The organism is Microbacterium salsuginis (assembly GCF_012524205.1).
GTDB classification, from domain to species: domain Bacteria; phylum Actinomycetota; class Actinomycetes; order Actinomycetales; family Microbacteriaceae; genus Microbacterium; species Microbacterium salsuginis.
This window is the reverse complement of sequence record NZ_JABACI010000001.1, coordinates 275699-300066: the sequence shown is the minus strand read 5'-3', so window position 1 is coordinate 300066 and position 24368 is coordinate 275699. Positions and strand designations below refer to the sequence as shown.

The 24368-nt window shown below is 63.0% G+C and carries 16 protein-coding genes; 8 read left to right on the top strand and 8 right to left on the bottom strand.

The annotated features are described in order from the left end of the window. Nucleotides 1–13: 13 nt before the first annotated feature. A complete protein-coding gene (locus tag HF576_RS01370; RefSeq protein WP_168910992.1) occupies nucleotides 14–628 on the bottom strand; it encodes a helix-turn-helix domain-containing protein in 615 nt (204 codons plus the stop codon). A gap of 116 nt (nucleotides 629–744) precedes the next feature. On the opposite strand from HF576_RS01370, the gene HF576_RS01365 reads away from it, so the two are divergent. The 4 genes from HF576_RS01365 (at nucleotide 745) to HF576_RS01350 (ending at nucleotide 5342) form a co-directional block, all read left to right on the top strand. Further along, complete coding sequence (locus HF576_RS01365; RefSeq protein ID WP_240948611.1) at nucleotides 745–924, top strand: helix-turn-helix domain-containing protein; 180 nt, start codon at nucleotides 745–747, stop codon at nucleotides 922–924. Between the two features lie 221 nt (nucleotides 925–1145). After that, a complete protein-coding gene (locus HF576_RS01360) occupies nucleotides 1146–2468 on the top strand; it encodes a protein kinase domain-containing protein (RefSeq protein WP_168910991.1) in 1323 nt (440 codons plus the stop codon). Nucleotides 2469–2653: 185 nt separating this feature from the next. Next, nucleotides 2654–3613 (top strand): DUF2971 domain-containing protein, encoded by a 960-nt coding sequence (locus HF576_RS01355; RefSeq protein WP_168910990.1) that lies wholly within the window; start codon nucleotides 2654–2656, stop codon nucleotides 3611–3613. Nucleotides 3614–4070: 457 nt separating this feature from the next. Then, on the top strand, nucleotides 4071–5342 hold the full coding sequence (locus tag HF576_RS01350; protein WP_168910989.1) for an AlbA family DNA-binding domain-containing protein: 1272 nt from the start codon (nucleotides 4071–4073) through the stop codon (nucleotides 5340–5342). 364 nt (nucleotides 5343–5706) lie between these two features. On the opposite strand, the gene HF576_RS01345 is transcribed toward HF576_RS01350, so the two are convergent. The 3 genes from HF576_RS01345 to HF576_RS01335 all read right to left on the bottom strand — a co-directional run bounded on the left by HF576_RS01345 (nucleotide 5707) and on the right by HF576_RS01335 (nucleotide 8955). Continuing rightward, nucleotides 5707–6537 carry a hypothetical protein gene (locus tag HF576_RS01345; protein WP_168910988.1) on the bottom strand — a complete coding sequence of 277 codons (831 nt, stop codon included), beginning with the start codon at nucleotides 6535–6537 and terminating at the stop codon, nucleotides 5707–5709. A gap of 179 nt (nucleotides 6538–6716) precedes the next feature. Continuing rightward, nucleotides 6717–6992 (bottom strand): hypothetical protein, encoded by a 276-nt coding sequence (locus tag HF576_RS01340; RefSeq protein WP_168910987.1) that lies wholly within the window; start codon nucleotides 6990–6992, stop codon nucleotides 6717–6719. 859 nt (nucleotides 6993–7851) lie between these two features. Continuing rightward, nucleotides 7852–8955 carry an SAVED domain-containing protein gene (locus tag HF576_RS01335; protein WP_168910986.1) on the bottom strand — a complete coding sequence of 368 codons (1104 nt, stop codon included), beginning with the start codon at nucleotides 8953–8955 and terminating at the stop codon, nucleotides 7852–7854. A gap of 153 nt (nucleotides 8956–9108) precedes the next feature. Between HF576_RS01335 and HF576_RS01330 the strand changes: the two genes are divergently transcribed. Both HF576_RS01330 and HF576_RS20665 read left to right on the top strand, forming a co-directional pair. Beyond that, entirely contained in the window at nucleotides 9109–10092 is a 984-nt protein-coding gene (locus HF576_RS01330; RefSeq protein WP_168910985.1) for a nucleotidyltransferase, read from the top strand. Further along, nucleotides 9975–11765, top strand: coding sequence for a ThiF family adenylyltransferase (locus HF576_RS20665; protein ID WP_168910984.1), 1791 nt, complete (start codon nucleotides 9975–9977; stop codon nucleotides 11763–11765). Before HF576_RS01330 ends, HF576_RS20665 begins: the two co-directional genes overlap by 118 nt. Nucleotides 11766–11942: 177 nt before the next feature. On the opposite strand, the gene HF576_RS01320 is transcribed toward HF576_RS20665, so the two are convergent. Both HF576_RS01320 and HF576_RS01315 read right to left on the bottom strand, forming a co-directional pair. Beyond that, the gene (locus HF576_RS01320) at nucleotides 11943–13688 is read right to left on the bottom strand and encodes an ATP-dependent nuclease (RefSeq protein WP_168910983.1); all 1746 of its coding nucleotides are present in this window, start codon (nucleotides 13686–13688) and stop codon (nucleotides 11943–11945) included. A gap of 413 nt (nucleotides 13689–14101) precedes the next feature. Further along, the gene (locus tag HF576_RS01315) at nucleotides 14102–16843 is read right to left on the bottom strand and encodes an AAA family ATPase (protein ID WP_168910982.1); all 2742 of its coding nucleotides are present in this window, start codon (nucleotides 16841–16843) and stop codon (nucleotides 14102–14104) included. 204 nt (nucleotides 16844–17047) lie between these two features. Here HF576_RS01315 and HF576_RS01310 point away from each other — a divergent pair, with 204 nt between their 5' ends. Then, nucleotides 17048–17908, top strand: a complete 861-nt coding sequence (locus tag HF576_RS01310; protein ID WP_168910981.1) for a hypothetical protein — start codon at nucleotides 17048–17050, stop codon at nucleotides 17906–17908. Nucleotides 17909–18074: 166 nt separating this feature from the next. Beyond that, nucleotides 18075–20351, top strand: coding sequence for a GmrSD restriction endonuclease domain-containing protein (locus HF576_RS01305; protein ID WP_168910980.1), 2277 nt, complete (start codon nucleotides 18075–18077; stop codon nucleotides 20349–20351). Between the two features lie 40 nt (nucleotides 20352–20391). On the opposite strand, the gene HF576_RS01300 is transcribed toward HF576_RS01305, so the two are convergent. After that, entirely contained in the window at nucleotides 20392–23343 is a 2952-nt protein-coding gene (locus tag HF576_RS01300; RefSeq protein ID WP_168910979.1) for a type I restriction endonuclease subunit R, read from the bottom strand. A gap of 36 nt (nucleotides 23344–23379) precedes the next feature. Continuing rightward, nucleotides 23380–24279, bottom strand: a complete 900-nt coding sequence (locus tag HF576_RS20095) for a restriction endonuclease subunit S (protein WP_205834612.1) — start codon at nucleotides 24277–24279, stop codon at nucleotides 23380–23382. Between the last annotated feature and the right edge of the window lie 89 nt (nucleotides 24280–24368).

Below are 24368 nucleotides of genomic sequence, written 5' to 3'. Positions count from 1 at the left end.
CGGTTCGTTGACGTCAGCGCCCTAGCGAGGGGCCGGACGGAGAGCCCGGGAGCTGGTGCGGGCGCGTGTGCTGCTCTTCGTCGGCGCGCATCCGGTTGTACGTCTCGCGGGTGATGAGATCCTCCGCGAGACCGGCTTCGCGAGCCCGCGCCATCATCCGCGTGGCCGTGCTGACGCTCACGCCGAGCTGGTCCGCAACGAGCTTGAGGGGCGCGATGTTCACCGTGGTCGCGATCCGGTACAGCCTCACCGCCTCGAGGACGGTCTCGCCGTACTCGCGATCGGATGCTTGAGCTTGCACGTCGGCGAGGTACTTGGTGAGGAACGCTGGCTCTCCCTCGTCCCGCTGTACCGTGACCACGCGGAGCGCAGAGCGCTGGACGATCTGCAGCACACTCACGTCACGCAGCAAGGCGGCGGTGACTTCCTCGCCCTCGCCCAGTCGATCCACACGGACGGATGCGGCGACCGACCGTCGCAACTGCTGGTCGTAGACCACGCCCACACGGATCGCACCCAGGTTGTCGGGCTCGCCGGTCGCGACGGCGTCCCATCTTGACGGCATGTGGACGCCGTCTCCGACATGGATCCGTTCGGGGTCGATCGCTTCGAGGAAGAGCTCGCTCACAACGGCGAGTGTCCCACGATGCGGGCGTGATGAGCAATTGATGTCGCGCTTTGCTCACAGAGGGAGTACGGTGTGCGCAAGCGATGTCACGCATTGCTCACGGGAAGGAGAAGGCAATGAACAAGTCCGCGAACTCACTCGCACTGACGATGAAGGATGCCGCCAAGCTCGTCGGCGTCGACTACCGCACGATCAAGCTCGGCATCGAGAGCGGGACCATCCCCACGGTCCAGCTCGGCCCACGCCGCATGATTCCGCGCGCCGGCCTGTTACGCGCCTTCGGCGTCGACGCCTGATGGCGGCGCGACGGGCGGTGCTGCCTCCCGTCCAAGCAGCCTTCAGGCACGGCGCGATCCATATCCGTGCGCCGCACGAAAGCTGCATCATCTCGTGCAAGGGATGGGATCGCGACTACGAGTGGCCTGCGAATCACTATTGATCACGCTTCGCGCGCCCCCGGTCGCTCTAGAGCGATCATCCCGACGAATCGCCCGAGCGATCGACTACGCTCTGCCATGTGCCTTTGTTGATCGGCGGCCGCTACGAAGTTCTTGATGAGATTGATTCCGGCGGATTCGGGGAGGTCTACAAGGCACGTGACACCGCGGCTGGCGCGGGCGCGACGACACTCGCGCTCAAGATCTTGCGCCTGGAGCGTCTCTCGGACCCAGGCGCCGTTTCCCGCTTCAAGCGCGAGATCAAGTTCGGAGTCAAACTGCCGCATCCGAACCTGATGCCGCTGCTGGATCACGGTGACGATGGGGGAACGCTGTGGTTTGTGATGCCCTTCGCGGATGGCGGCACTTTGACGAGCGCGGTGCCGAAGGGCGGATTCGATCCCGCGGGGGTGCTCTCAGTTCTGGTGCCAGTTGCCTCCGCAGTCGAGTTCCTTCATGCGAATGGCGCGCTTCACCGAGACATCTCGTCGAACAACATCTTGCGGTCGGGCTCCGAGTGGATGCTGTCCGATCTCGGGTTATCGGTTTCGTCGCTCATCCCCACTAGCTATCTCACTTCGACCGACGTCGCCGGGCTTGGCCACGTAGGTTACGTAGCGCCGGAGCAGCGCGCCGCACTGAAGAACGCGATCACTCGGTCGGACATCTACTCGCTCGGGAAGCTGGTTCAGTTCTTGAGCGAGGGCGTGTGGCCGGAGCACCTGCCGAACTCAGCCGGGCCGTTCGCCGCGGTGATCGGCCAGGCGACGCGGACTCACCCCCAACACAGGTACGCGACAGTCAGGGATCTCGTCGACGCGGTCCGGGTGGTCGCCACTGCGCCGCCGGTGACGGGCACCGTTGCCGACCGCGTCGAGGACATTCTCAAGACCCCCAGGCATCGCTTAGCCGCCAAGGGCGTAGAAATCGCGGGGCTAATCAACAACCTCGACCCGCACGACGAGTACGACCGGAAACACATCCAAGAACTGCTCCGGGCCGCGTCTCAGACCGCCTGGAAGTTCGCGTTTGACACCAACCCGGACCAGGCGCTGCTCGCGATCGACACCGCGGCCGAGGCGATATACGACGAGGCCGAGTTTAGGAAGCTGGATGGGCTGCTGCAGGGCATGCTCAACGCTGATCGAGCGATCGACACCCCACAGGTGCGCCACCGCGTCGTGGCGACACTCGCCCACGTGGGGAGTTCGAACGACCAATGGTCGTATCGCCGTCGCCTCGTCGAACTGCTCATCGATCGCACGCCCGCCCACCGCATGCAGGCCACCCTGAGTGGCTTCCGCGAGGCCGGGAAAGATGCCGCGCAGTGGGTGCTTCTCGATGCACGACTTGATGTCCTGCCGAACCCTCTCCGCGGCTGGCTCGCGGACTTCATCGCTTGATCAGCGCTGACTGAGTAGATCGGATCCGTATCGCGCAACGGCCCCAGCGGCAGGTCGCGCGGGGCGGCGAGCGTTCGCTTCCGATCCCTCTACGGGGGTTGCACGCAGACCGCACCGCTACCAGCGGCCTAGCTCGATAGTTCGACGAGGAAGCGTCGAGTGTCTGTGACCGTAAGATCTTGCGCGTGACAGATGAATCGATCCGAACCGCACCGGCGCGAACGATCGTCCACCTCAAGGTCAACGGCGAATGGGCGCCGTTTCCCGATCACAGGGTCTACAGCGGAACTGCCTGGCACTACACGGACGCCGCCGCGGCTCTCAGTATCGTGCGCGATGGGGAAGTCTGGGCTTCCTCCTCGCTCATGATGAACGACGCGGGTGAGCTCGACTACTCGATTGACCGCATCAGATCTGTCTTCGCCGAGTGGATGGGGCAAGGGCACGTAGGAGCCCACATGGCGCTCGCGAGTGCGATGAGCTCGCTCGAGGAGGACCTTCATGCAAATCCTCCGTTCATCGTGAGTGCGTCGAAGTCGAATCGCCTGCTCAACCAGTGGGCGAACTACGGGGTGACGAGCGGATTCGCCATCGGTTTTGACGTTGCCGTGCCATTAGTGCCGAAGCAGGCCGAACTCAATATGCCGACGGAGGGTCCCGGAGATTGGCGTCCTTTCGTGCACGGGTGGCGTGAGGTCGTGTACGACCCGACAGATCAGGCATCCCACATTCGCGCAGTCCTTGATGCGATGGTCAGCCCAGATGGCGTCGTCGCGCGCACAGTCGAGGCGGGAACGTCGCTGTCTAGCGTCATCACGATGACTAACCTTGCGCTACTCGCGACAACGCTCAAAGACCCGGCCTTCAGCGCCGAGCAGGAGGTCAGATACACTCTTCAACTCGCGGAAGGTATGGCTCCTGACTTCCGAGCGACGGCGCGGGGCATCGTTCCGTTTCTTCGACTTGTGGGAACCAAGATGGACGATGGGACGGCATACCTCGGCGCGCCGCTCCCGGTAGTCAGTGTCACAGTGGGCCCACCCCTCGCCTCCGAAAAGCGTCGGACAGCCTCAGTGATCTCGCTACGAGAGGCGACCGGTCACTCCTTCACAGTGACTTCAGCCGGCATTCCCTACTTGCCTTAGATCGCGCATTGGTCGCGGATCCCGATGCGGGCAATGCGCGGCGGGCGGCTGCGGACTAGCGCACGACGAACGAGGCGAGTGGGGCCCTCGCGCTCGCGCCGCGGGTTAGCCGCGTCAGGCGGACTCGGAATCTGGGTCGGTTGACGCAGCCGCCGAGCGCGCCACATCCTGCCCACTCCACCAGTCGCAGATGCGGAATGCCCCGCCGAACCCTCCAAGGACGACGCCCATCAGCGCAAGCAGGAGCCCGCCGAACCCGAGCCCGACAAGGAGACTCTGACTGTCCGCAGCGCGTTTCGCGCGGCGCGGTCCGCTCGCTCCTTTCCCCACTGGATCCGCCACCTCATCGTTGGCCGCGGACCGCTGTTGCTGAGACTCGCAGATGAGGTTGATTGCATCGATTGCGTCGACTGAAGTCATCCGCTCCGTCGCGAAACCCCACCAATACGATGAGCACATGCTCTACACCCCGCTGCATCGCCTCCTTGGCGAAGCTCCCGGCCCGATTACCGACGCGATGATCGCCGCCACCATCGCGCAGAAGCTCGAAGAGGGTCAGGAGCTGGACTTCAAGACGCGACTTCCTGAACAGAAGGCGATGCGCTCGGACGACATTGTGAAAGACATCACCGCCTTCGCCAACGCTGGCGGGGGTGTGCTCGTCTACGGAGTGGAAGACCAAGAGAAGGTGGCCATCGGGCGTACCGATGCGGGCGAGCTGAGTGAGAACTACGACCGCTCGCTTCAGCAACTGTGCACGAACGCCATCACCCCTCCCGTGCTGGGAGTGAAAGCCTATGCGGTGGGCGCGGAGCCGACGCGGGCCGTTGTGATCGTTGTTCCTCCCACCGTAGACAGCCCTCATATGTTCTTCAACAACGAGAAGTTTGCTGTGCCGCTCCGAGTCAACGCCGACACGATCTGGCTGCGCGAGAGTCAGATCGCGACCGCGTACCGCGCGCGCTTCGAGTCGGCGAGCCGTGCGCAGCGCGAGCTCGAGGACCTGTACGAGCAGATGGCTGAGACACTGAATCCAGAACGAGGCGCAGTGCTGGTCGGCGTCGCCCGCCCACGCACCCCGTCAGTGGTCTCCGGAAGACGAGACTCCGATGAAGCGACATCCATCGCGCTCTCGGCCACCCTGCTGGCCCGATGGTGGCTGGCCGGCAACGAAAAGTATCACCCGCTGGAGGATGTCGCGATCTACTCCGACCGTCCGGGCCTGCGCAGCTGGCTGATGCCAGCGAACAGTGACTCGGAGGAATGGCGAGAGGCTCACGCCGCCATCTTCGACGACGGTTCTCTCGGTCTCGCCTGGCGTGCGGGTGGACACCGACATGGCGCCAAGGGGGACAGATTGTCTGGATGGACCGTCCGGGTACCTGCGATCGAAGGGTTCGTGGGGGCACTGCTCGCGCTGGTGCACGCTGCGGCTGAGCAAAGACCAGCCGGCGAGGTCGAAGTGATGGTCGGCGTCGAATGGAACCCGCCCGAGGGGAAGCGCATCCCGCTCCGATTCGTCGAGAAGGACGACGTCGAGACGAGTCCGAAGACGCTAACCGGTAATCGATTCCGGAGGGTGGTGCATACGGTCGATCCTTCGGCCAGTGAGAAGGATTTCATCCAGGCAGCAATCGACATCGCCACAGACTGCGTCAACCAGATCGGCATCAAGGCTCCGCGGACGCTTCACCGACAACTTCCACATCGTCCTCGACGGATCTACTGAGCAACAGCACCCGGGCCGATCGATTCCGACTAAGTCCGGCGGACCGTTCACACAGCGGGCGGCGGCCGTCGACGGGGGACTGCGCGAGACGAGGGCTAATCAGACGCCGGCTCAGGATCCCTAATCGGGCAAATGCGCGCGATCTTACGGTGCGTTCCCCATGCTCCCAAGAACCCTGCGTCAGGTGTGCCTTGGCGTCGACCACCTACGCGCCGATGCTATTGAAGCCGAGGTCGCGAAGCTCAACGCGGAGCGCGATGGCATCGACCTGCGACTCTCGCAGATTAAGCGTGAGCTAGTTTCGGCGTAACAGTTGCCGAATCGACTTCTGCCGCGTTCCGACAGGCGTAGCCGCGACCGCTGGCTAGTTGGCCTGTCGTTCGATAGCGCGTGCCGCAAGTTGCGAGAACCCGAAGTAGAGGTGCGAGAGCCCAATCATCGACTCGCCAACGTGCATCCGCTCCAATGCTGTCCACACTTCGTCGCGACCGAGCGCCGATTCAAGGTCCGAGCGCTTGTCGCCCCAATGGATGAGTTCGCCGTAGTTCCACCGAGACATGACTTCAAGCGGCTTTACATCCTCATGGGGAACCGGTGTGGGGATGGTGCCGATCACGTGGGAGGAATCTGCGACCAGTCGTGCCACGTAGGGCTTGAGCATTGTCGCCATTATCTTGCCGACCGCCCGACCCCAATCCCGCAGGTGATCCTTACGCAAGTCGTCATGCGCGTCCTCGGGAGTCATCCTTGCGTATCGATTCAAGATGGAGTGGACGACGCGAAACGAGGCACCCTCTCGCTGCTCGTGAATCTGACGGAACAAGACCGCGTACGCGCTGAGAGACTCGAACGAGGCGAAGTTCGTCTCAAGCTTCGTCGTGCCGTTCTTAGTGTCGACCGTCATCCCCTCGGCAAAACTGACGAACGAATAGCCCGCGAGACGGCGGCACGCAGCGATGTAGCGGCGAACTGCGGCCAGGTCGGACGGCTCGAACGTTCGCTCGTAAGGCGGGAAGCTTGACGGCTTCGGCAGGCGAAACGCGTGCTCCAACAACTGCCAGTTGTAGGCGAACGCCTGGGGATTTGTTGACAGGTCTGCGTACGGCGGCGGGAAGCGAAGCGGGACCGGCAGGATTGAGTCCTCCAGCGACACAACCTTGAACATCACGCTCTTGGTTGCGGGTTTGTGAGTCACATGTGAACCGTAGCCGGGTCGTACCACCCACTGCCGGACGCGCCGCTGGCGAGTCAGGCGGCGCGCTCAGTCAATCGCCGCACGCGCATGTGCGTGGCACGAGGGATGCCCCATCCGCATATCTGCGTCGTTGACGCACTGGCATCCGCGTCAGATGGCGGGCCGCCCCCAGCCGGTCTCTAGAGGTACTTGCGCGCCGCCGCTGAGAATGTCTCCTGCGGCTTCATGTAGACGATGTCAGCGGGGCGGTACAGACCGTCCTCGCGACGCACTGCGCCGTAGTACTTGAACTCGCCGCTCGAACGGTGACCGACCGTCCACGAACCGTCGCTATTTGCGATGCATTCGACGGAGCGGCCGTCCTCCCAGGTGATCGAGAAGGTCTGAAACTGAGGTAGAGCGAGTGCTTCGTCTTCGGTGATCTGCTGGCCGTCCGCGTTTCTGTATTCGGGCATGGGCCAAAGCGTAGTGATCTGGATGCCCGCACGGGGGCTAATCGCGGTCAGGGGATCCCTATCCAGACATTGAACGTGGGATGGGCGTGGGCGTGCGGCGCAAATCCCCTTCGACATTCGCGTCAGACTGGAGAGATTCCGAGCACGCGATTCATTACCCCGAGGAGTAGTCCTCGGGCCTCGCGTAACGGCCCGAGATCGACTTGGGCAGCCGCGTCGAGCGACGCAGCTGCCTCTGTCGCCTCGATGCGATCCAATACAACGTGGTGGTACTCCGATGCCACGATTCTCACCGGATCGGGACCGACGAGGTACACCCGCGATTGCGAACGCGCGACTGCGTCTTCTAGTTCGCTGAGCCGAAGCGCATAGGCGCCCCTATCCATCACCGGTTCGCCATGCTGGTGTTCCAGCCATCTAGTGGTCGACGCCTGCATCCAGAGGTCGATCGAGGCAAGGTATTCCCCGTACGCGTCGAGACGTGATTCGCGAAGCCATCGCTGGTGGTCTCTCCTGGTTTGAAGGTGTGGGATGAGGAGACTGAATCCGCCGGCGATGAGTGCGCCCAGGAGCACCGCCGCCGCCCCACGAACACGCTAAGGCTCTCCACGAGCGTCCTTCCGTTGCGGCCTGGAGACATCCTGCCTGATCTCGTCACCGCGTCGCGACCCGATCCGCCTGCGAGCAACGCCGATTCGGGACCCCTCTTCGTTCTCTTGTTGCTGGTCGATGAGGGTGCAGTGGTTCCACGCGAGCTCTGAGCGCCGCTTGCACGTGAAGCGCCCCCTGGAGCTGTAGAACGGGTAGGACGATCCCAGAAATTGCCGGAAAGCGGCGGCGCTGTGCGTTCGGCTTGCGGTCAGCCGACTCTGAGCGCTTCCATGTACTGTTCAGCGGTCCGCTGATATACGACGAGCTGTGGCTGGGCGTCACGCATGTGGTGTTGGCCGCTGGCGACGGCAGCGACCACGGGGACCGCTGCGAGGAGGTGAATACGCTCGCAATTCGGATAGTCGGATTCGACAGTGGCCAGGGCGCGGCGCCACGCTGAGGCGAACGCGGCGAGGTCCGCTTTCGTCTGGATGGAGTCTGGACCGATGTTCTCGACAGTGAGCGTGACGCGGGGAAGGTCCAGTAGATCCGCCGGTGCTCGGCTCACATCGACCGGTGCCGACACGCTCACCGTCACGATCACGTCCTGGGCCTGGGCATCGGCGTTGCTGCCCGGTGAGACCTCGAAGGTGGCCGGGGTGAGCGGTTCGTTCCGCCAGCACCACGCGAGGTCTTCCGCGTCACGGAATCGGGGGAACACTCGGATGTCGGCCTTGTCATCGAGCTGCGACCCTAGGAACACCAGGAGCGGGATCGGTGCCATCGCGAAGACGGCGACGGTGGGGTAGGGGGAGTCGCGAAGCCCGGCGAGCTTGGCCGCGATCTTCTTCATGCCCTCTTCCCACACCCAGGGGTCGGTGTCGTCGGAGTCGATGGACACGATGTACTCGGCGTCGCGGGGGTGCTCGCCCGCGGGCCGTAGATCCTCGTAGTGGAGTGCTGCGCCGACCTGTCGGTCGGTTGCCGGTGAGAGTGTGCCGCGGATTCTGCCTGTGACGCGAACGACTGCGGTTTGAGTGACCGTGGCGAAGTTGGTGACCTTGCGAACGCGATCCTCGTGATCGCGCTTGTGTCGAGCGAGGTACTCCTCGGTATAGATCTTTTCTGCCCCGACGTCGTCGACCATGCGATGGCACTGGTGGCAAAGGAGCAGCAAGTTCTCCGGCAGGGCACGTTCGTCGAGGGTGAGTGTCGACTTTCCGCGCGGCGACTTCCTTCCTTGAGTCGCGCCCACGTTGTGAGCTACCTGTCCGTGGGGGATGTGGTGGAAGAACGTGCGGCCCCCTCCGACAAGGTAGGCGGAGCACAGCACACACCGGCCAGCCGCGCGAACCCAGATCTCTCGGATCACCGGCTCACCGATGCGTGACCTCGCGACCAGTGTGTTCCTACGCGTCATGCGTTCCCCATCTCAATGTCTGAGGCCCTCTATATCATAGGAACTACACCGTTGTGATTCATCGGCGGTGCTGGGGATGAAAGTTCGAATCGAAGGGGTCCCGTCATGCAGCTCGAGGATCATTTCGGAGTATTGCTCCGAGACACGGTCAACCTGAGTCAGTTCCGGCTCGACACGCTCGACGACCGTGTTGCCAAAATCTATTCCGCACTTGAGGGCGACACCGAGCTCGGCCCGCGCGTCCTCGGCATGAGCAAGCAGGGATCGTGGGCACACCGGACCATCATCAACCCGGTCGGGGACAACGAGTTCGACGCCGACTTCATGCTCTACCTCGAAGACGACACGGAATGGTCTGCGCAGGACTTCCTCACCAACGTCAAGTCGGCTCTGATGCGGAGCCCCGTCTACGGGAAGATGACCGTGAACCGGAAGAACCGGTGCGTGCGCGTCGTCTACGCGAACTCGTGCCACATCGACATCGTTCCCGCCATCACGCGGGGTGGCATCGAATACGTCGCGAACTACGAGGATAACAACTGGGAACTGACAGACCCTGAGGGGTTCACCGCGTGGATGAAGGAGAAGGACACCATTGCAGGCGGCAACCTCCGACGGGTCATCCGCCTCATGAAGTTCCTGCGCGACCACCGGGGATCCTTCAAGGGCACCCGATCAGTCATCCTCACCACGCTGCTCGGTGAGCAGGTCAGTGCGTTCCGCACTTTTGGCGACTCGGGCTACTACAAGAACGTTCCGACCGCGCTGCTGCACATCGTCAGCGATCTCGACGGATACCTTCAAGCGAACCCCACCAAGCCCGTCATCATGGACCCGTCGGGCTCGGGTGCCAGCTTCGACCACCGGTGGACGCAGGAGACCTACGCGAACTTCCGCGACCGGATCCACACCTACGCCGCAGACATGGACGCCTCGTACCGCTCGACCGATAAGGACGACAGCGTCTCGAAGTGGCAGGCGCTGTTCGGGAATGGATTCAAGGCGCCGACGACATCCGAGTCGAGCACGCCGTTCGGCGAACCAAAGTCCGCTCCCGCGTCGACGAGCCTCTCGGGACGCGCCGGTTGAGTCCCCCCGCCCGCCGTTCACCGTGGCAGGACCAGTTCCTCGCCGACCTCGACTCGGCCGCGCGTGCACATCCGGATCTTGTCGTCATCCGTGAGCGGCGCAAGCTCTCCGATGCCGGCGAGCTGCCGATCCAACTCGCGATCCACACCGCGGGCCTGGTTCACGGCGAAGGCGGGCTCGAGCTCGACAACACCGAGGTCGTCGAGATCACGATCCCGAGGGAGCGAGCGCAGCCCCCGTCGGCCCAAGTCACCCACCCGAGGTTCGTCGGATACCCGCACGTGCTCAACGGCTGTGTTCTATGCATCTACCTCGACCCGGATCGAGAGTGGAACCCGGACGACAGTGCCACGGGGTTCCTCAACCGCCTCTGGGGTTGGTTCGAATCGGCCGCGGCCGGAAAGTTCGACCCGCACTCATCACTGTTCCACGCCGTCGGCGGAACAAGTCACGCCACGGAATCCGCCCCGACAGTCGTCATCCGCGACGAACTCGCCGACGGAATCGCTCGGGTTTCGCTCGCGCCCAGAAATAGCCACCGATTCGACCTCAAGCTCATCGACTCCACCGACAGCCTCCGCGCGCCGGTAGTCACCGCCCCCGCGCCGCTACCCCTGGGAACCGGCACCACCGTTCTCGGGCTCTCCACCGTTCTAGACGACCCCACTCTAAGTCGCGCTGGGCAGCCACAGCCCGGCATGCCTGCGAAGCGAGACTCACTGTGGGACATGTTCATCGCCGCCGCGAAGAGGAACCCGGAAAACTCGCCGCAGCCCTTCATCCTCCGAGTACCGCATCCTGCAGGAGGCGCCCCTCATATCCTCGTCGGCGCGCTTCCCGTGGCAGCTGCAGACGCACTTCGCTCGGGAGCTGATCCAAGGGATCCGGAGATCGAATGGTGGCGCGTATCCGACGAACGGCCCTCCGTGACGACGCGTCGCGACTCAGCCCGACCTACCGCCGCATTCGCCGGACGCACCGTGCTCCTCCTCGGCTGCGGAGGCCTGGGCTCGTGGATCGCCGAGTTCATCGCGCGAGCAGGCGTGAAGAGGATTGTGCTGTCAGACCCAGCCGTGATCTCCGGCGGGCTCCTTGTCCGGCAGAACTACGCCGAAGGAGACGTCGGCGCGACCAAGCAATCTGCGCTGGTTTCCCGTCTCCGCGCCATCCGCGACGATCTCGACGTCGAGATGCTCGCGGACAGCGAGTCGCTCGAGCTCAAGGACATTGATCTCATTATCGATGCGACCGTCAATCTCGCGAACAGCCAAGCTCTCGCCGCTGTTTCTAAGAGCACGCTGGTAGCGCAGGTAGCAGTCGACCCGCGCACCGCATCCATGGGAATGGTGCTCATGAAGCCTGCGAGATCCACTAGTTCCATGTCCGAACTCGATGTGATGGCGGGACGCATCGTCTTGGATGATCCGACTCTCGAGGACTATCACTCCATGTGGTCCGCGGGCACGCACGGCTTCCTTATACCCACCCGCGGTTGCTCCATCCCAACGTTCCATGGGTCAGCCTCGGACGTCGCCGCCGCGGCCGGAGTGATGGTCTCCTTGCTCGGCGCCCAACTCTTGTCCCCGGCGACCGGAGTCCACCTCTTTACGCTCCCACACGCGGGTTCGCGTGAAAGCAAGGCGGCCGTGTTTCTTCCCCTCAACGGCGCCTGAAGTGACATTCGAAGTTCTCTCGAGCAACGGGATACGGCGTCATTGCGGCGACATCCCGGACTCTCGTTGGCTGTGCACACTCTGAGGCTTGAACCTTGAAGGCACTCGTCGAGAGCGCACGGTTGGGCTGTCAGCCTTCGGGTGTACTCGCGGCCGGAAGCGGGCGTCAGCGTGCGGTCAGCCGAACCCACACACCTCTCGGGTCATGAGCTCGAGGTCGGCGCAAACCTCATCTGGCTCGATTCGCTTGGCGACGGCAACAGCCGATAGTCCGAACTGCTGGAGCACTTCCTTTCCTCTTAGATCAACGAGAGGGGCAGCCACGGAGGTCTTGACGTATGTCCCTCGCTTGATCACCAGCGAGAAGTCATCCTTCAGCACTGACTTCACGTCGACCTCCGCGCGACCAGTCGCGCGTGCGATCGCCGCAGGCACGATCAGATAAGACTCCAAGTAGCGCCGGCGCCACTTCCTCGAGAGGAAGTCGGCTTCTCCATGTGAATCAGCTTTATCCTCGAGCGAGATTCCGACGGTGTTAGGTGGTTCGTCGTCGCGGTCCCTGAGGCTAAGCGCACGCACCTCGCCGAACTCGGCGCGGAGCGCACGCCAGATCATCCGCCTCTCCTTGTGACTCTGCGTCGTCTGCCACTCAGGCAGATGGTTTGGCCACTCAAGCGTAAGCACCCGCGCTACTTCGCGAAGTACCGCAATATCCGAGCTGCCCTCAAAGAAGAAAACGCGCTTGGTGCTCCGAATCCCGTCGAGCCGGGGGGCGTATAGCGAGCCGATCCCGAGCATCATCCCGACCTTCTGGTCTTCGGTCTTGAGGTAACGGTGCTTCCCACCGCCTTGTACCTCCAGGATCTTCGTTCGAGCCGTTTCGCGGATGATTTCTGGTGAGTGCGTCGCGAGCAGGACCTGCTTGCCTGTGTGCTTGGCCAGGCCCCCTAGTCGATCCACGAGCTGAGCCTGGAGTGTGGCATGGAGGTGAGCGTCCGGCTCATCGAACAGGAGTACGTCGACCTCGGGTGAGGTCGCGAGCGTGTAGACGCTGAGCCACTGCAGAAACCCGCTCCCCTCGACCATGAGATCTCGAGGGGTGTACTTGGGGAACCGGGTGAGCTTGTATCCGCTCACTGTTCCTCGATCGACGGAAGCCTGGATATAGGTGTGATACTCCTCATCGAAGTCGCGGAGGGCGATCTCAGCGCCGAACACGTCTCGCATCGTCTGTTGGAGGAGCTCCCAAGTATCGGTAGCCCTGAGCGACCGCAGGTCGGCATCGGAGATCTTCGTCTTGATTCCCCGCAGTCGCTCGCGCGTCGCGAGGTTGGAATCGCGCATGTCGAGGAGGAGATTCCGCAGTACAGCGCCCGCAAGTCCTTCGCCGATGCGTCGACGCCGGACTGCCCCTCGTACACGCTCCTCCCGCGCGCTGATGCCCGCGAACGGAGGCAGGTAGGCGAGAACGGGGATATCGGCAGTCGCCGTCAGATTCGACTTGGCGACCTTGATGAAAAGGCGATCGTTAGCGAGCGCGAGTCCAAACCCCAGATGCCAGTCGGCGTCTGCGTCATCCTGCCAGTGGAGAGTGATCTGAAGCGTGTACCCATCGGGATCGTCCTCACCCTTCTGAGAGCGTAGGTCGCTCCAGAGATGTTTGAGCGAGGGGATGTTGATCGGCGAGAACTCGTCGTCGCCCAGCCCAAACCCCTGAGAGCTCTCGCGATCCTCGCGCAACCGAGACGAGCCGCGTTGCGCAACTGTGGCTACTTTGCAGAACTCCCATACTGCGAGTCCCTGTAGCAACGAAGACTTGCCAGAGTTGTTCCCCCCGGCCACGATCGTCAATCCCTCCCGAAACGCAATGCTCGCCTCACGGAATTGCTTGAACCGCTGAAATTCAACCTTGGTGATACGCAACCTGACTCCAGCGGTGCTTGGGCGACGTCGGCGCTCTTGTGCGCGTATGACGTGCGATTTCTATGACCCTGCGAGCGGAGCCCGCATGAACATCGGTATCACGACGCCCTCTCGGCAGCTGCTCAATAGCCGAGTGTGTCGAGGAGACGAGACCCTTAACCACCCAGATTGGGCACGATTGCCGGCTGAACGCGGTGTCGCGGCGTTGGACCTTTGGTCGATACAGGCGACTGTTGGACGGCCGCATCCCGCCATACGCCGCGCGACCGCACCAATGCCGGAGGCTCCGCCCGTGAGACGGTCCCTCGGGCCAACGAGCGAGAGAGTTTGTAGGCGAGGGCGAACGCGCGCTGATTGTGACCGAAGAGCCCGCCCGAGTCTTTCGTCGTTGAGCGCTCTGCCACCGAGCGCCTCTACATCCCGATCCCGCGCCCCGCACCCGGAGCCCCGACCACCGGCCCCGTAGCCATCGCCGCCTGCCGGTTCCTCGCCGCGCGACGCATCTCCGCCTGGGCCGCGCGCACGGCGTCCTGCATCGTCAACTCCGAAGCGCCGCGCTGCATCGACTCGGCGAGGCACTCGCGGGCCGCGGCATCCGTCCGCGCGACGACGATCGCGACGTTGTGCACGCGCCCGCGGGTGAGGCCCACGTAAAGTCCCGCGGCATCCACATCCGGCCCGACCACCGACGCGTCGGCGGTGTCGCCCTGCACACCGTGCACCGTGGAGGCGTAGGCGAGCTGCAGGTGCTCGCGCGCGTACTCGGGCGTCACACGCGCCACCTCGCCGCTGTCACCCACCGACACAAGATCGACGAACGATTCACGGATGCCGCGCACGATCCACTGCGCGCGATTCTCGACGCCCGTGAGCCGGTCGTTGCGACGAGTTTGGACGGTGTCCCCGACGAGGATCCGCTGCTCTCCCATCCCCAACGCGACCGCGCAAAGATCCAGCTCGCCCCGATCGACCCGCCGCTGCTGGATGGCGTCGTTGATCGCATCCGCCTCAGCATTGGTACCGGAAACCAACACCGCCCGCTTGCCGCGCGCGTGCCACTGGAAGTACGCGCCGATCATCCGCTCACGCGCCGCGTCGTGATGATCAACCCGATCGACGTGACCGTGCTCGGCAAGCTCGCCCGCAACCACCAGCGCACGCTCGCGATGGCCCGCATCCCGCAGCCGCAACGTGAGCGCCGCGTAGTCGGGATCACGGAACCGGTGCACCGTGTCGAGCTCGACCGCAGCGTTCGCGTGCCGGATCGCAGAACCCATCGCGCCAGCATGTCCAACTGGCAACGCCTGATGCGTGTCGCCCACGAACGCCAGCCCGACACCCTGCTCGATCGCGAGCTCGACGAGGACGTTCGCCGTCTGCACGTCGACCATGCCGGCTTCGTCGACGACGATCCGATCGCGAGAGCGCAGCACGTACTCCGTTGGTCCGCCGTACACGGCGCCCGTGCTGGGATCGACCTCTCCCACTCGCAGCCTGGTCCACACCTTCGCACCGGCCTCGTCGGTGCCCCATCGGTAGCCATGATCCGAAAGCAGCGCATGAGTACTGGATGCCGCGGCCCCGACCTCGCGAGAGGCCACCGATGCCGCCTTCCGCGTGGGGGCAACAACGAGCATCCGTCGCCGCTGCGACGTGAGCGCCGCGAACGCAGCGCGCAGCATCGTCGTCTTGCCCGCGCCGGCGGGGCCGGTCACAGTCACGAGCCCGTCCGTGCCGGCGATGGCGCACGCCGCAACGCCTTGCGAGGCATCCAACATCGACAGATCTTGGTTCGGCGTGAGCCGGTGCAACTCGCGGGGGAGCAGCGAGCGCCCCGGCCGGGCGAGCACGTCCAAGAGGCCGGCGAGACGCACCTTGGCACGCACGGTATCGGTCGCCATGAACGCCTTGACGTGCGCGGGCGGATCATCCGCAACGAGCCGATAGACGGAACGCGTGGCGCGCTCCGTGATCTCGGCGATCACGCCGTCGAGCCGGTCGCGCTCCGCAACGACGCCCGTGCGCGAGAGCGCGCGAATTGCGCCCGCGCGGAGGTCGAAGATGCTGAATCGCCCGCCACATGAGGTGGACCGTTCATCCGCGTCGACGACCGCCTGTGCCGCAAGCAGATCTAGGTCGACGGCATGCGGATCTACTGGAGCAACCGGAATGGGTGCGCGAGGGGTGGCGAGACTCGGATCGATCGCTGCGATCTCGTCGCGGACGCGCGCCTCCCACGAGGCCTCATCGAGCTCGGCAGGATTGTTCGGACGTGACACCGCCCACGCGCGCCGATCGATCTGATGCAGCACCTCCACGCTCGGCGCCGATCCTCCGTGCGCTGCCGACCACTCCGCGATCAGGCGCGCACGGTTGGCTTCGATCTGTGCCGACCGACGTGAGACGGGGCGGACGGCGCCGGCGAGTTCGGCGATCTCGCCCGTGTCGTCGAGCGTGTATCCGTGCTGGGCGAGCGCGGCGATCCAGGCAGGATCGGTGCGGGCGGCGAGCTCGCCCTCGGCGTTCACCACGGTGTGCATCTTCATGGCGACGCGCGAGTCGAGGTTCGACCACTTGCCGTCCACACCGAGCACCTTGATGTTCAGCCAGAGGTGACGGTGGATGTGCGGGTCGAGCGCGCGCGAGCGCCGATGCTGCAGCTCGACGACCTCGATGCGGGTGACGTCTTCGCGGATAAGCCCGCCATGCCCGCGCCGCGCGTTGAGCTCCGTCTGCCACGTGAGCAGGATGCGGTCACGCAGCCGGTCCTGGAGCGCTTCGAACTCGGCGGCGAGTTCGGGATGTAGCAGCGCGGCGATGCTGTACGACTTCGGGTGGTTGATCGTTCCGTCGAGGAGAAGGTCGGCGTCGGGGCTCAGCCGCTGAAGGCCGCGCTCTTCGCCGGTGACCGGGTCGTGTCCGGTGAGCCAGACGCGAAGGCCGCCGGCGGTGAGCTCGTCTTTGCCGATCCTGCCGCTCGCGACGATGAATCGCGAGACGGTCGAATCGGATGCCGCACTGTACGCTTCGAGCGCGTCAACGCCGGGGGAGTGGTGCAGGTGGGCGTCGCAGGTGCCGATGAGCGCGTAGCCGATCGCCTGTCGAACCCCTCTGGAGTCGACACCTCGCTTCCAGCGCTCGAGGCCTCCTCGCATGGCGCCAGAGTAGAGTGTGTTTTGCCACTTATCCAGGTATTTTTCTGGGATGCAGGTAACTGCAGGTGGCTGGTATCAAATGGTGTCGCCCACCCAGGGTGCCTGCGTGCATTGCAGTTAGTCTCGCGGGTCGTGCGCTGGGTCGGAGTATCTCTCCGTCGAGCGCTCAGCGATGATTCGCGTTGAACTCGCTAGTCTTCGGGAGTGGCTACGGAGCTCGTCCAATCGCTTGGGTCTGCCTACTGGGCCGCCATCGCGCAGATCGTTCCTGTATTGGCCATACCGCTTGTGATCGAAGCTCGTCTGGTAGCACATCGTCTTTCGGAATCGGAAGAGAGCTTCAACCGGCGCGCGCGCCGAGCGGGGTGGGGCCTAGTGTTCACTGTGCTCGGTATCTCGATGCTCGGACTTGAGATACTGGCGCTCAGCGCAATCCCGCTCGGCACTGTCAATGCGTTCGATTATTGGTTCTCCATCGTGGTTGTCGTGGCCGCCCTATCCACGGTGTTCGCTATTCCGCTCGCGGGGATCGCCAACAGCTTGCTTACGGACATTGCATGGATTCTGCGAGCCCGGCTGCCCTGGGGTTACTTGAAGAGGACTCGGCGAGAGCTCCGCGTGATACTCGATCGACTCGAGACGCAGGTTCGCGGATCTCGTAGCCAGCGTCTCCAACTCAAGACCGGGCTCGCCGATGCGTGGCTCATGCGCTCGCAAGCGCGAGCCGTCATTTCTCGTGCGACGCCTGCTGCCATCTCAGAGGATCCCGCACTACTCAGTGCATGGAACGATGCGCTCGCCAAGGCGACTGCATCCATACCTGATCCGGCGGAGCTTGTGGCGAACTACGAATCTGCGATTGCGGATGTCGACGACACGGTGACTCTAGGCGAGCTCGCAGTCCAGCTAGCTCGGAGATCGCTCGACGAACTCGAAAGCCTTATTCACTCAGGAGCAACGCAAGCGCAGATCACCGAGCTACGCATCCGGACAGCCGCGCTCGCGCAAGCGGGTTCGGCTCAAGATAACCGGGTTCCTGTCGAGGCGCCACAACGCAGTCCGTGAGAACACCGCCAACACCCGCCCGTTCGTTGTCTCCAGCCGTCACATCACACATGGCATCGTAAAGTGGCAACGATCGGTGGACGAACGATGGTCCGCAATTGGTGCCCTGGCTAGTGGGCGTAAGACGGCTGAACATCAAGCGTCACAACCAAGGATTGGATCTTCTGTGGCCCCGACTCTCTACCGCGACACCGGTTACTCGCTGACTCACCTCGTGGAGGACATCAAGCACGGCAACATCGCACTGCCTGATATCCAGCGGCCGTTCGTCTGGTCATCGGCGAAGACGCGCGATCTGTTCGACTCGCTTTACCGGGGCTATCCCGTCGGGACACTCATGTTCTGGGAGACCGGAGCTGAGGTCGGAACGCGACAGGTTGGGGGCGGAGACAATGCAAGAGTGGCGAAGCTCCTTATCGTGGATGGCCAGCAGCGCCTGACGTCGCTCTATGCAGTTCTCACCGGCAAACCTGTCCTGACCAAGTCGTTCGAAGAGAAGCGCATCCGCGTTGCGTTCCGTCCCGCCGACGAGACGTTCGAGGTGACCGACGCTGCGATCGAGAAAGACCCTGAGTTCCTCCCCGACATCACGGCGCTATGGCATGGCGGCTATCGGCCGACCGTTCGGAGCTTTCTTTCACGACTCGCGGAGAGTAGGCGCGTTGAGCTTACGCAAGAAGAAGAGGACGCGCTCGAGGACAGGATCGACCGCGTCTACGACCTGCAGAACTTCCGATTTCAGGTCGTCGAGCTGAACTCTGGCGCCGACGAAGAACAGGTTGCCGACATCTTCGTCCGCATCAACTCCGAGGGCGTACAGCTCAAACAAGCCGACTTCATCCTCACACTGATGTCAGTGCATTGGGAGGCGGGGCGGAGAGAGCTCGAAAGGTTCTGCCGCAATGTGGTCGACGCCAAGGTGAGTGGTGCCTCGCCCAAGAACGCCTTCATCGACCCGAGCCCTGACCAACTACTCCGAGCGAGTGTTGGCTTGGCGTTCCGCCGAGGACGGTTGCAGCACGTTTACAACATCCTGCGTGGAAAGGACCTGGAGACAGGCGACGTCTCGCCCGAGCGTCGTACCGCCCAATTCGAGGCACTACGACGGGCGCAGGACGAGGTGATAGACCTCACCAACTGGCATGAGTTTCTCAAGTGCCTGACCCACGCAGGTTTCCGTAGCCGCCGCATGGTGACATCGGAGAACGCTCTGATCTACACGTACGTTCTGTGGCTTATCGGAAAGCGAGACTTTGGCCTCGACCTCAAGACGCTCCGATCAGTAATCGCTCGGTGGTTCTTCATGGCCCACACGACTGGTCGCTACACGTCATCGCCGGAGAGCGCCATCGAGGCTGACCTGGGCCGTATCGCCGACTTGGCACCCGGGGATGGTCATGCGTTCTGCGAGGAGCTCGACCGGATCGTGCGCTCGAACTTCACTGGCGACTACTGGGAGATCTCCCTGCCGAACCGCCTCGACACTTCGTCAGCGCGGTCCCCGGTCCTGTTTGCGTACTGGGCAGCGCTGAACTTGTTGGATGCCGAGTTGCTGTTTAGCGATCTGCGGATCAGGGAGTTGCTCGATCCCACAGTTGCGGCGCCACGTTCGATCGAACGTCACCACCTCTTCCCAAAGGCCTTCCTTTCGGCCACAGGCGTGACAAACACGCGTCAAGTGAACGCGATCGCGAACATGGCCTTCCTGGACTGGCCCGAGAACGCCACCATCAGCGCCGACGATCCAAGGGACTATTGGCATGCGATGACTGCGACCACCGACCCTGAAAGACTGAAGAGGCAAGCTCATTGGCACGCCCTCCCGATCGGCTGGGAACAACTGGACTATCCGACCTTCCTTGAGCGGCGTCGCGACCTAATCGCGAAAGTAGTGCGGGATGGCTTCGCTCGACTGGAGGAAAAGGGGACTCCGCACGGCAGGTCGGCCGCTCTCGCGGATCTCCTAGCTGTCGGTGAATCTCAAACTGTGGAATACAAGTCCACGGCGCGGTGGAATCTTCACTCGGGCCAGCCCGACAAGAAGATGGAGCACGTGATTACAAAGACCGTCTGCGGATTTCTCAATGCAGAAGGCGGATCGCTTTTGATCGGAGTCGATGACGACGCGAACGTCCTGGGACTTAGTGCGGACCTGCAGACTCTTGGGAGCAAGGCCAATCGGGATGGCTACGAACTCTTCCTGCGACAGCAACTTGACAACGGCCTCTCGATCCAGACCGCAGGGATTGTCCGGATCCGGTATGAGCGAGCAGGTGATGACGACGTATGCGTCGTTTCGGTGGCCGCCTCCGGCAAGCCCGTGTTCGCCAAGCCGTTGGAAGGAGGCGCAGGTGCGACGGACTTCTGGGTCCGCATAGGCAATGCCACCAAGCAGCTCCACGGAGACGACATGATCGGCTACCAGGCAGATCACTGGGGGTGACGCTGCGCCGTGGGGCGCAAGTATATGCCGGGGTCCTGGGTCAGGCACTCTTTCGGTACGTCGCGCGGAAGACCGCGTTCTCGAACCACTTCTTGAAGTCCTCGTTGTCCGAGTACTCCTTGAAGAGTTGCGTCTCGTCCTGGACAAGGCTCAACATTACTTTGCCGAGTGCATCGACCATCGCCACCTTGGCATTCGCTTCGTCGTTGTTGGCCATCGCGGTCTGGTAGACCGGGTCTTCGGCGACCTTGGCTGGGACCTCCTCCGTCACCCTCTGCCGAATGCGCTCCTCGTCCTGCCAGGAGATGTTGCCGAAGAGCGCATTGAACGAGGCCAGGATCTCGGTCAGGCGCTCCATTTCGGGCTCGGGACGGCCCGCGCCGCCGGAGCCCGGAACAGGGTCGATCTCGGCTTCACCATCCGCGAGCGCGATCGCCATCGCGGTGCGCTTCTCCACCCGGAACGAGTCGAGATCGATGGTCTCCAGCACGCCCGCCGAGAGATCTTCGCCTTCGGGCGAAGGCAGTTTCGGCACGAGAAAGCCTAGGTAGATCGAGAGCTTCTCCCACCAGACGTTCGAGTAAGGGAGGATTGCCGACAGAAACCCATACGTGCGCACGAAGGATTTCGCAGCGCCCTTGAACTCGATCTGTTCGTCTTCGTCCATGGTCTCGACGTACTCGGCCACCGAAGCGTCGAGTAGTGCGTGCAGCTCGTTGATCGGGGCGTCGGCCAGGTAGCGCTCGACGAAGTAGTCGACGCGCTCTTGCGTGAATACCGCAGCCTTGACGAGATCTGCGGCGAGGTCGTTGAGCTTGTCAGGATCGGTCTCGTCGGCGAGCACTGTGGTCTGGTAGTAGTCCTGGAACGCAAACTGGATGGTGTCGACATCGTTTGCGAAGTCGAGCACGGCGCAGTCATGCTTCTGCGGGTGCGCGCGATTGAGTCTTGACAATGTCTGCACGGCCTTCACCCCGGACAGTGTCTTGTCGACGTACATCGTGTGCAGTAGTGGCTCGTCATAGCCGGTCTGGAACTTGTCCGCGCAGATCAGGACCCGGTACGGATCCTCCTGGATGCGCGTAGCGATCTCTGAGCTCGGGAAACCGTTGTAATTGGCCTCGGTAATCTTGGCACCTTCGGCGTTGGTAAAGTCCGAGAACGCGACGATCGCCTTGTACGGCCGGTTCGTCTCGACGAGGTATGCACTTACCGCCTCGAAGTAGTCGATGGCCCGCGCGATCGAACCGGCAACTACCATCGCGCGCGCCTGCCCGCCGATCTTGCGGGGCTTCACCACCTGCGCGTCGAAGTGGTCCACCATGATCTCGGCCTTCTGCCTGATCGCGTGCTTCTGGCCCTCCACGTAGGTTCGCAGCTTCTTTGAGGCGCGCTTCGCGTCGAACTCTGGGTCGTCCTCTACAGTCTTTACGAGCTTGTAGTAGGTGTCTACTGGGATGTAGTTGGCGAGCACGTCGAGGATGAATTTCTCTTCGATTGCCTGCCGCATGGTGTAGCTGTGGAATGGGCGATGCTTCACAACACCGTCGACGGTGAACGGGTGCCCGAAGGTCTCGAGCGTTTTGTTCTTTGGCGTCGCGGTGAAGGCGAAGTAGGACGCGTTCGGCAGCATCTTTTTCGACTCCATGAGCCGATTGAGCGCATCTTCGGTGTCTTCCACTCCTGCATCCAACCCATCCTTCGATAGGGCCTGTGCGAGCGCCGCCGACACCTTGCCACCCTGGCTGGAGTGTGCTTCGTCGATGATGATCGCGAAGCGCTTCTCGCGCTGCGCACCCTGCAGACCCTCGACGATGTATGGGAATTTCTGCACGGTTGTGATGATGATCTTCTTGCCCGCCTCGATCGCGTTGCGCAAGTCTTTCGAGCTGTCTGCGTGTTGCACGGTGGACTTGACCTGCGTGAAGCCCTTGATGGTGTCGCGGATCTGACTGTCGAGGATTACCCGGTCGGTCACCACGATGACGGAGTCGAATGCACGCACGCCCTCGTGCTCGACGCCTGTGAGTTGATGGGCGAGCCAAGCGATCGAGTTGGACTTGCCAGAGCCTGCCGAGTGCTGAATCAGATAGCGGATGCCGGAGCCTCGGGCTTCAACGTCGGCCAGTAGCTTCCGTACCGCGTCGAGCTGGTGGAACCGGGGGAAGATCGCGGACGAAGTCTTCTTGCCGGTCTTGGGGTCCTTCGTCGTGACGATCGCCGCGAAGTTCTCGATGATGCCGGCGAGGCTACGTGGCTCGAGCACCTGCTTCCAGAGGTAGTCGGTCATTATGCCGTCCGGGTTCGGCGGGTTGCCTGCGCCGCCGTTATTGCCCAGGTCGAACGGAAGAAACCACGACGACGTGCCGGAGAGTTTGGGGCTGAAGCGCACGTGCTGGTCGTCGACGGCAAAGTGCGCCATGCAGCGCCCGAAGGCGAAGATCGGCTCCCGCGGGTCGCGATCGGTCTTGTACTGCTTGATTGCGTCTTCGACCGTTTGGTTGGTGATCTGGTTCTTGAGCTCGAACGTCACGATCGGCAGCCCGTTGATGAACGCGACGAGATCGAGCGATTTGCCCGTCTCCTTCGAGCTGTAGTGCACCTGTCGCGTAACAGTCAGCCGATTCTGAGCGAACTGGACCGCGGCTTTGGCGTTCTGCACCGTCGGAGTCGGGTAGTAGAGATCTATGTGGTGCTGCCCGTGGTCGATGCCGCCCCGCAGGCAGGCGACGATGCCGTTCTTGGTGATCTCGCCTTGGAGTCTCGCGAGGAACTTGTGCGTCGTCGGCGAGTCGCCATCGAGGTCGAGCACGTCGATGAGCGCGGGCTGGGTCTCGCGGATGAACCCGCGAAAGACGGCGAGGTCGAGGCAGTATGCGGCATTGAAGCTCTTCGGGTTGCCCTGTACCCAGCCAGGCGCGCCGCCGTCGGCCACCATCTGCGCGATGATGATCTCTTCGAGACTGGCTTCATCTAGGTTCGTCGGAGTCATTCGCCCATCCCCGTCTTGCCCCTACTCCTATGGACGTCAATCACGGGCACCAGCCAGCTCGGGTTCGGGAGCCATCAGTTCCTCGTCATCAACCTCATCATCAATACTGGCGACCGCGTCGCCAGGCAGATCGGGAAGCGATGCCGCGATCATGCGCACGTCAATCTGCCCGGTCACCACGTCGGACGTGAGGCGGGCACGGAACTCACGGAGCAGGTCGATCTCCTGCGTAATCCGGCGCACGAAGGTGCCCACTTCTCGTTCGTTCGCCGATAGAAACTCGACAATCGCTCTCTGCTCCGCGATAGGCGGGACAGGCAGTGCGACCGTGTAGAAGTCGTTCGTGTACAAACGCCAGAATCCCTCCACAATCCCCTTGGCGCGGATCCGAAGCTCCCTTCTCACAGCCTGGGACCTCAGGACGTACTCGAAGTACTGCGGATCAGCAAGCGATGTGGGGCGCAGCACAGTGTAGTCAGGGCTAACCACACCCGAATGCCGTGCCAACGCAAACACTCCCAGGTGAGCTTTGAGGCGGTTCAACACGACATCATTCGGTTCGCAGAGCTTTCCTCCGATCATCGACTCTGAACTTAGAGTGCGTTCGACCTGGTCCGACGGAACGAGACCGAGCTTCTGACTCATCGAGAGCGAGAGCTCGTCGCCTGCGACGGACTTTTCCACGACCTCACGGAATAGCGCGCCCGCCCTACGAACAGTCCAATGCGAGGGAATGTCGCCGAGCCATGGGACGCCGGAGTCCGTGAGCGGCACTGACAACTCGAGGCCACGGGTGACGGCGCTGTGGATGATCGCCTGCTTCTGCTCCTCGAGCAGCACGATGAGTCTGCGTTTAGCAGCGATTGCGCGGTCGATTCGCGTGTGGGCGTGCCCGAGGTACTTCACAATGGCGGACTGCTCGGCCGCGGATGGCACCGGCAGATCCTGTACGGCGAATGACTCGTATCTAAAGTCAGTTGACCGTTCACGGATCCCACGAGACAGTGCCGCGATCCAGCCCGTTC

Excerpts from the sequence above, each read along its gene's own strand:
- HF576_RS01365 (WP_240948611.1), top strand. The coding sequence starts at position 745 with ATGAACAAGTCCGCGAACTCACTCGCACTGACGATGAAGGATGCCGCC.
- HF576_RS01350 (WP_168910989.1), top strand. The coding sequence starts at position 4,071 with ATGCTCTACACCCCGCTGCATCGCCTCCTTGGCGAAGCTCCCGGCCCG.
- HF576_RS01340 (WP_168910987.1), bottom strand. The coding sequence starts at position 6,992 with ATGCCCGAATACAGAAACGCGGACGGCCAGCAGATCACCGAAGACGAA.
- HF576_RS01330 (WP_168910985.1), top strand. The coding sequence starts at position 9,109 with ATGCAGCTCGAGGATCATTTCGGAGTATTGCTCCGAGACACGGTCAAC.
- HF576_RS01315 (WP_168910982.1), bottom strand. The coding sequence starts at position 16,843 with ATGCGAGGAGGCCTCGAGCGCTGGAAGCGAGGTGTCGACTCCAGAGGG.
- HF576_RS01300 (WP_168910979.1), bottom strand. The coding sequence starts at position 23,343 with ATGACTCCGACGAACCTAGATGAAGCCAGTCTCGAAGAGATCATCATC.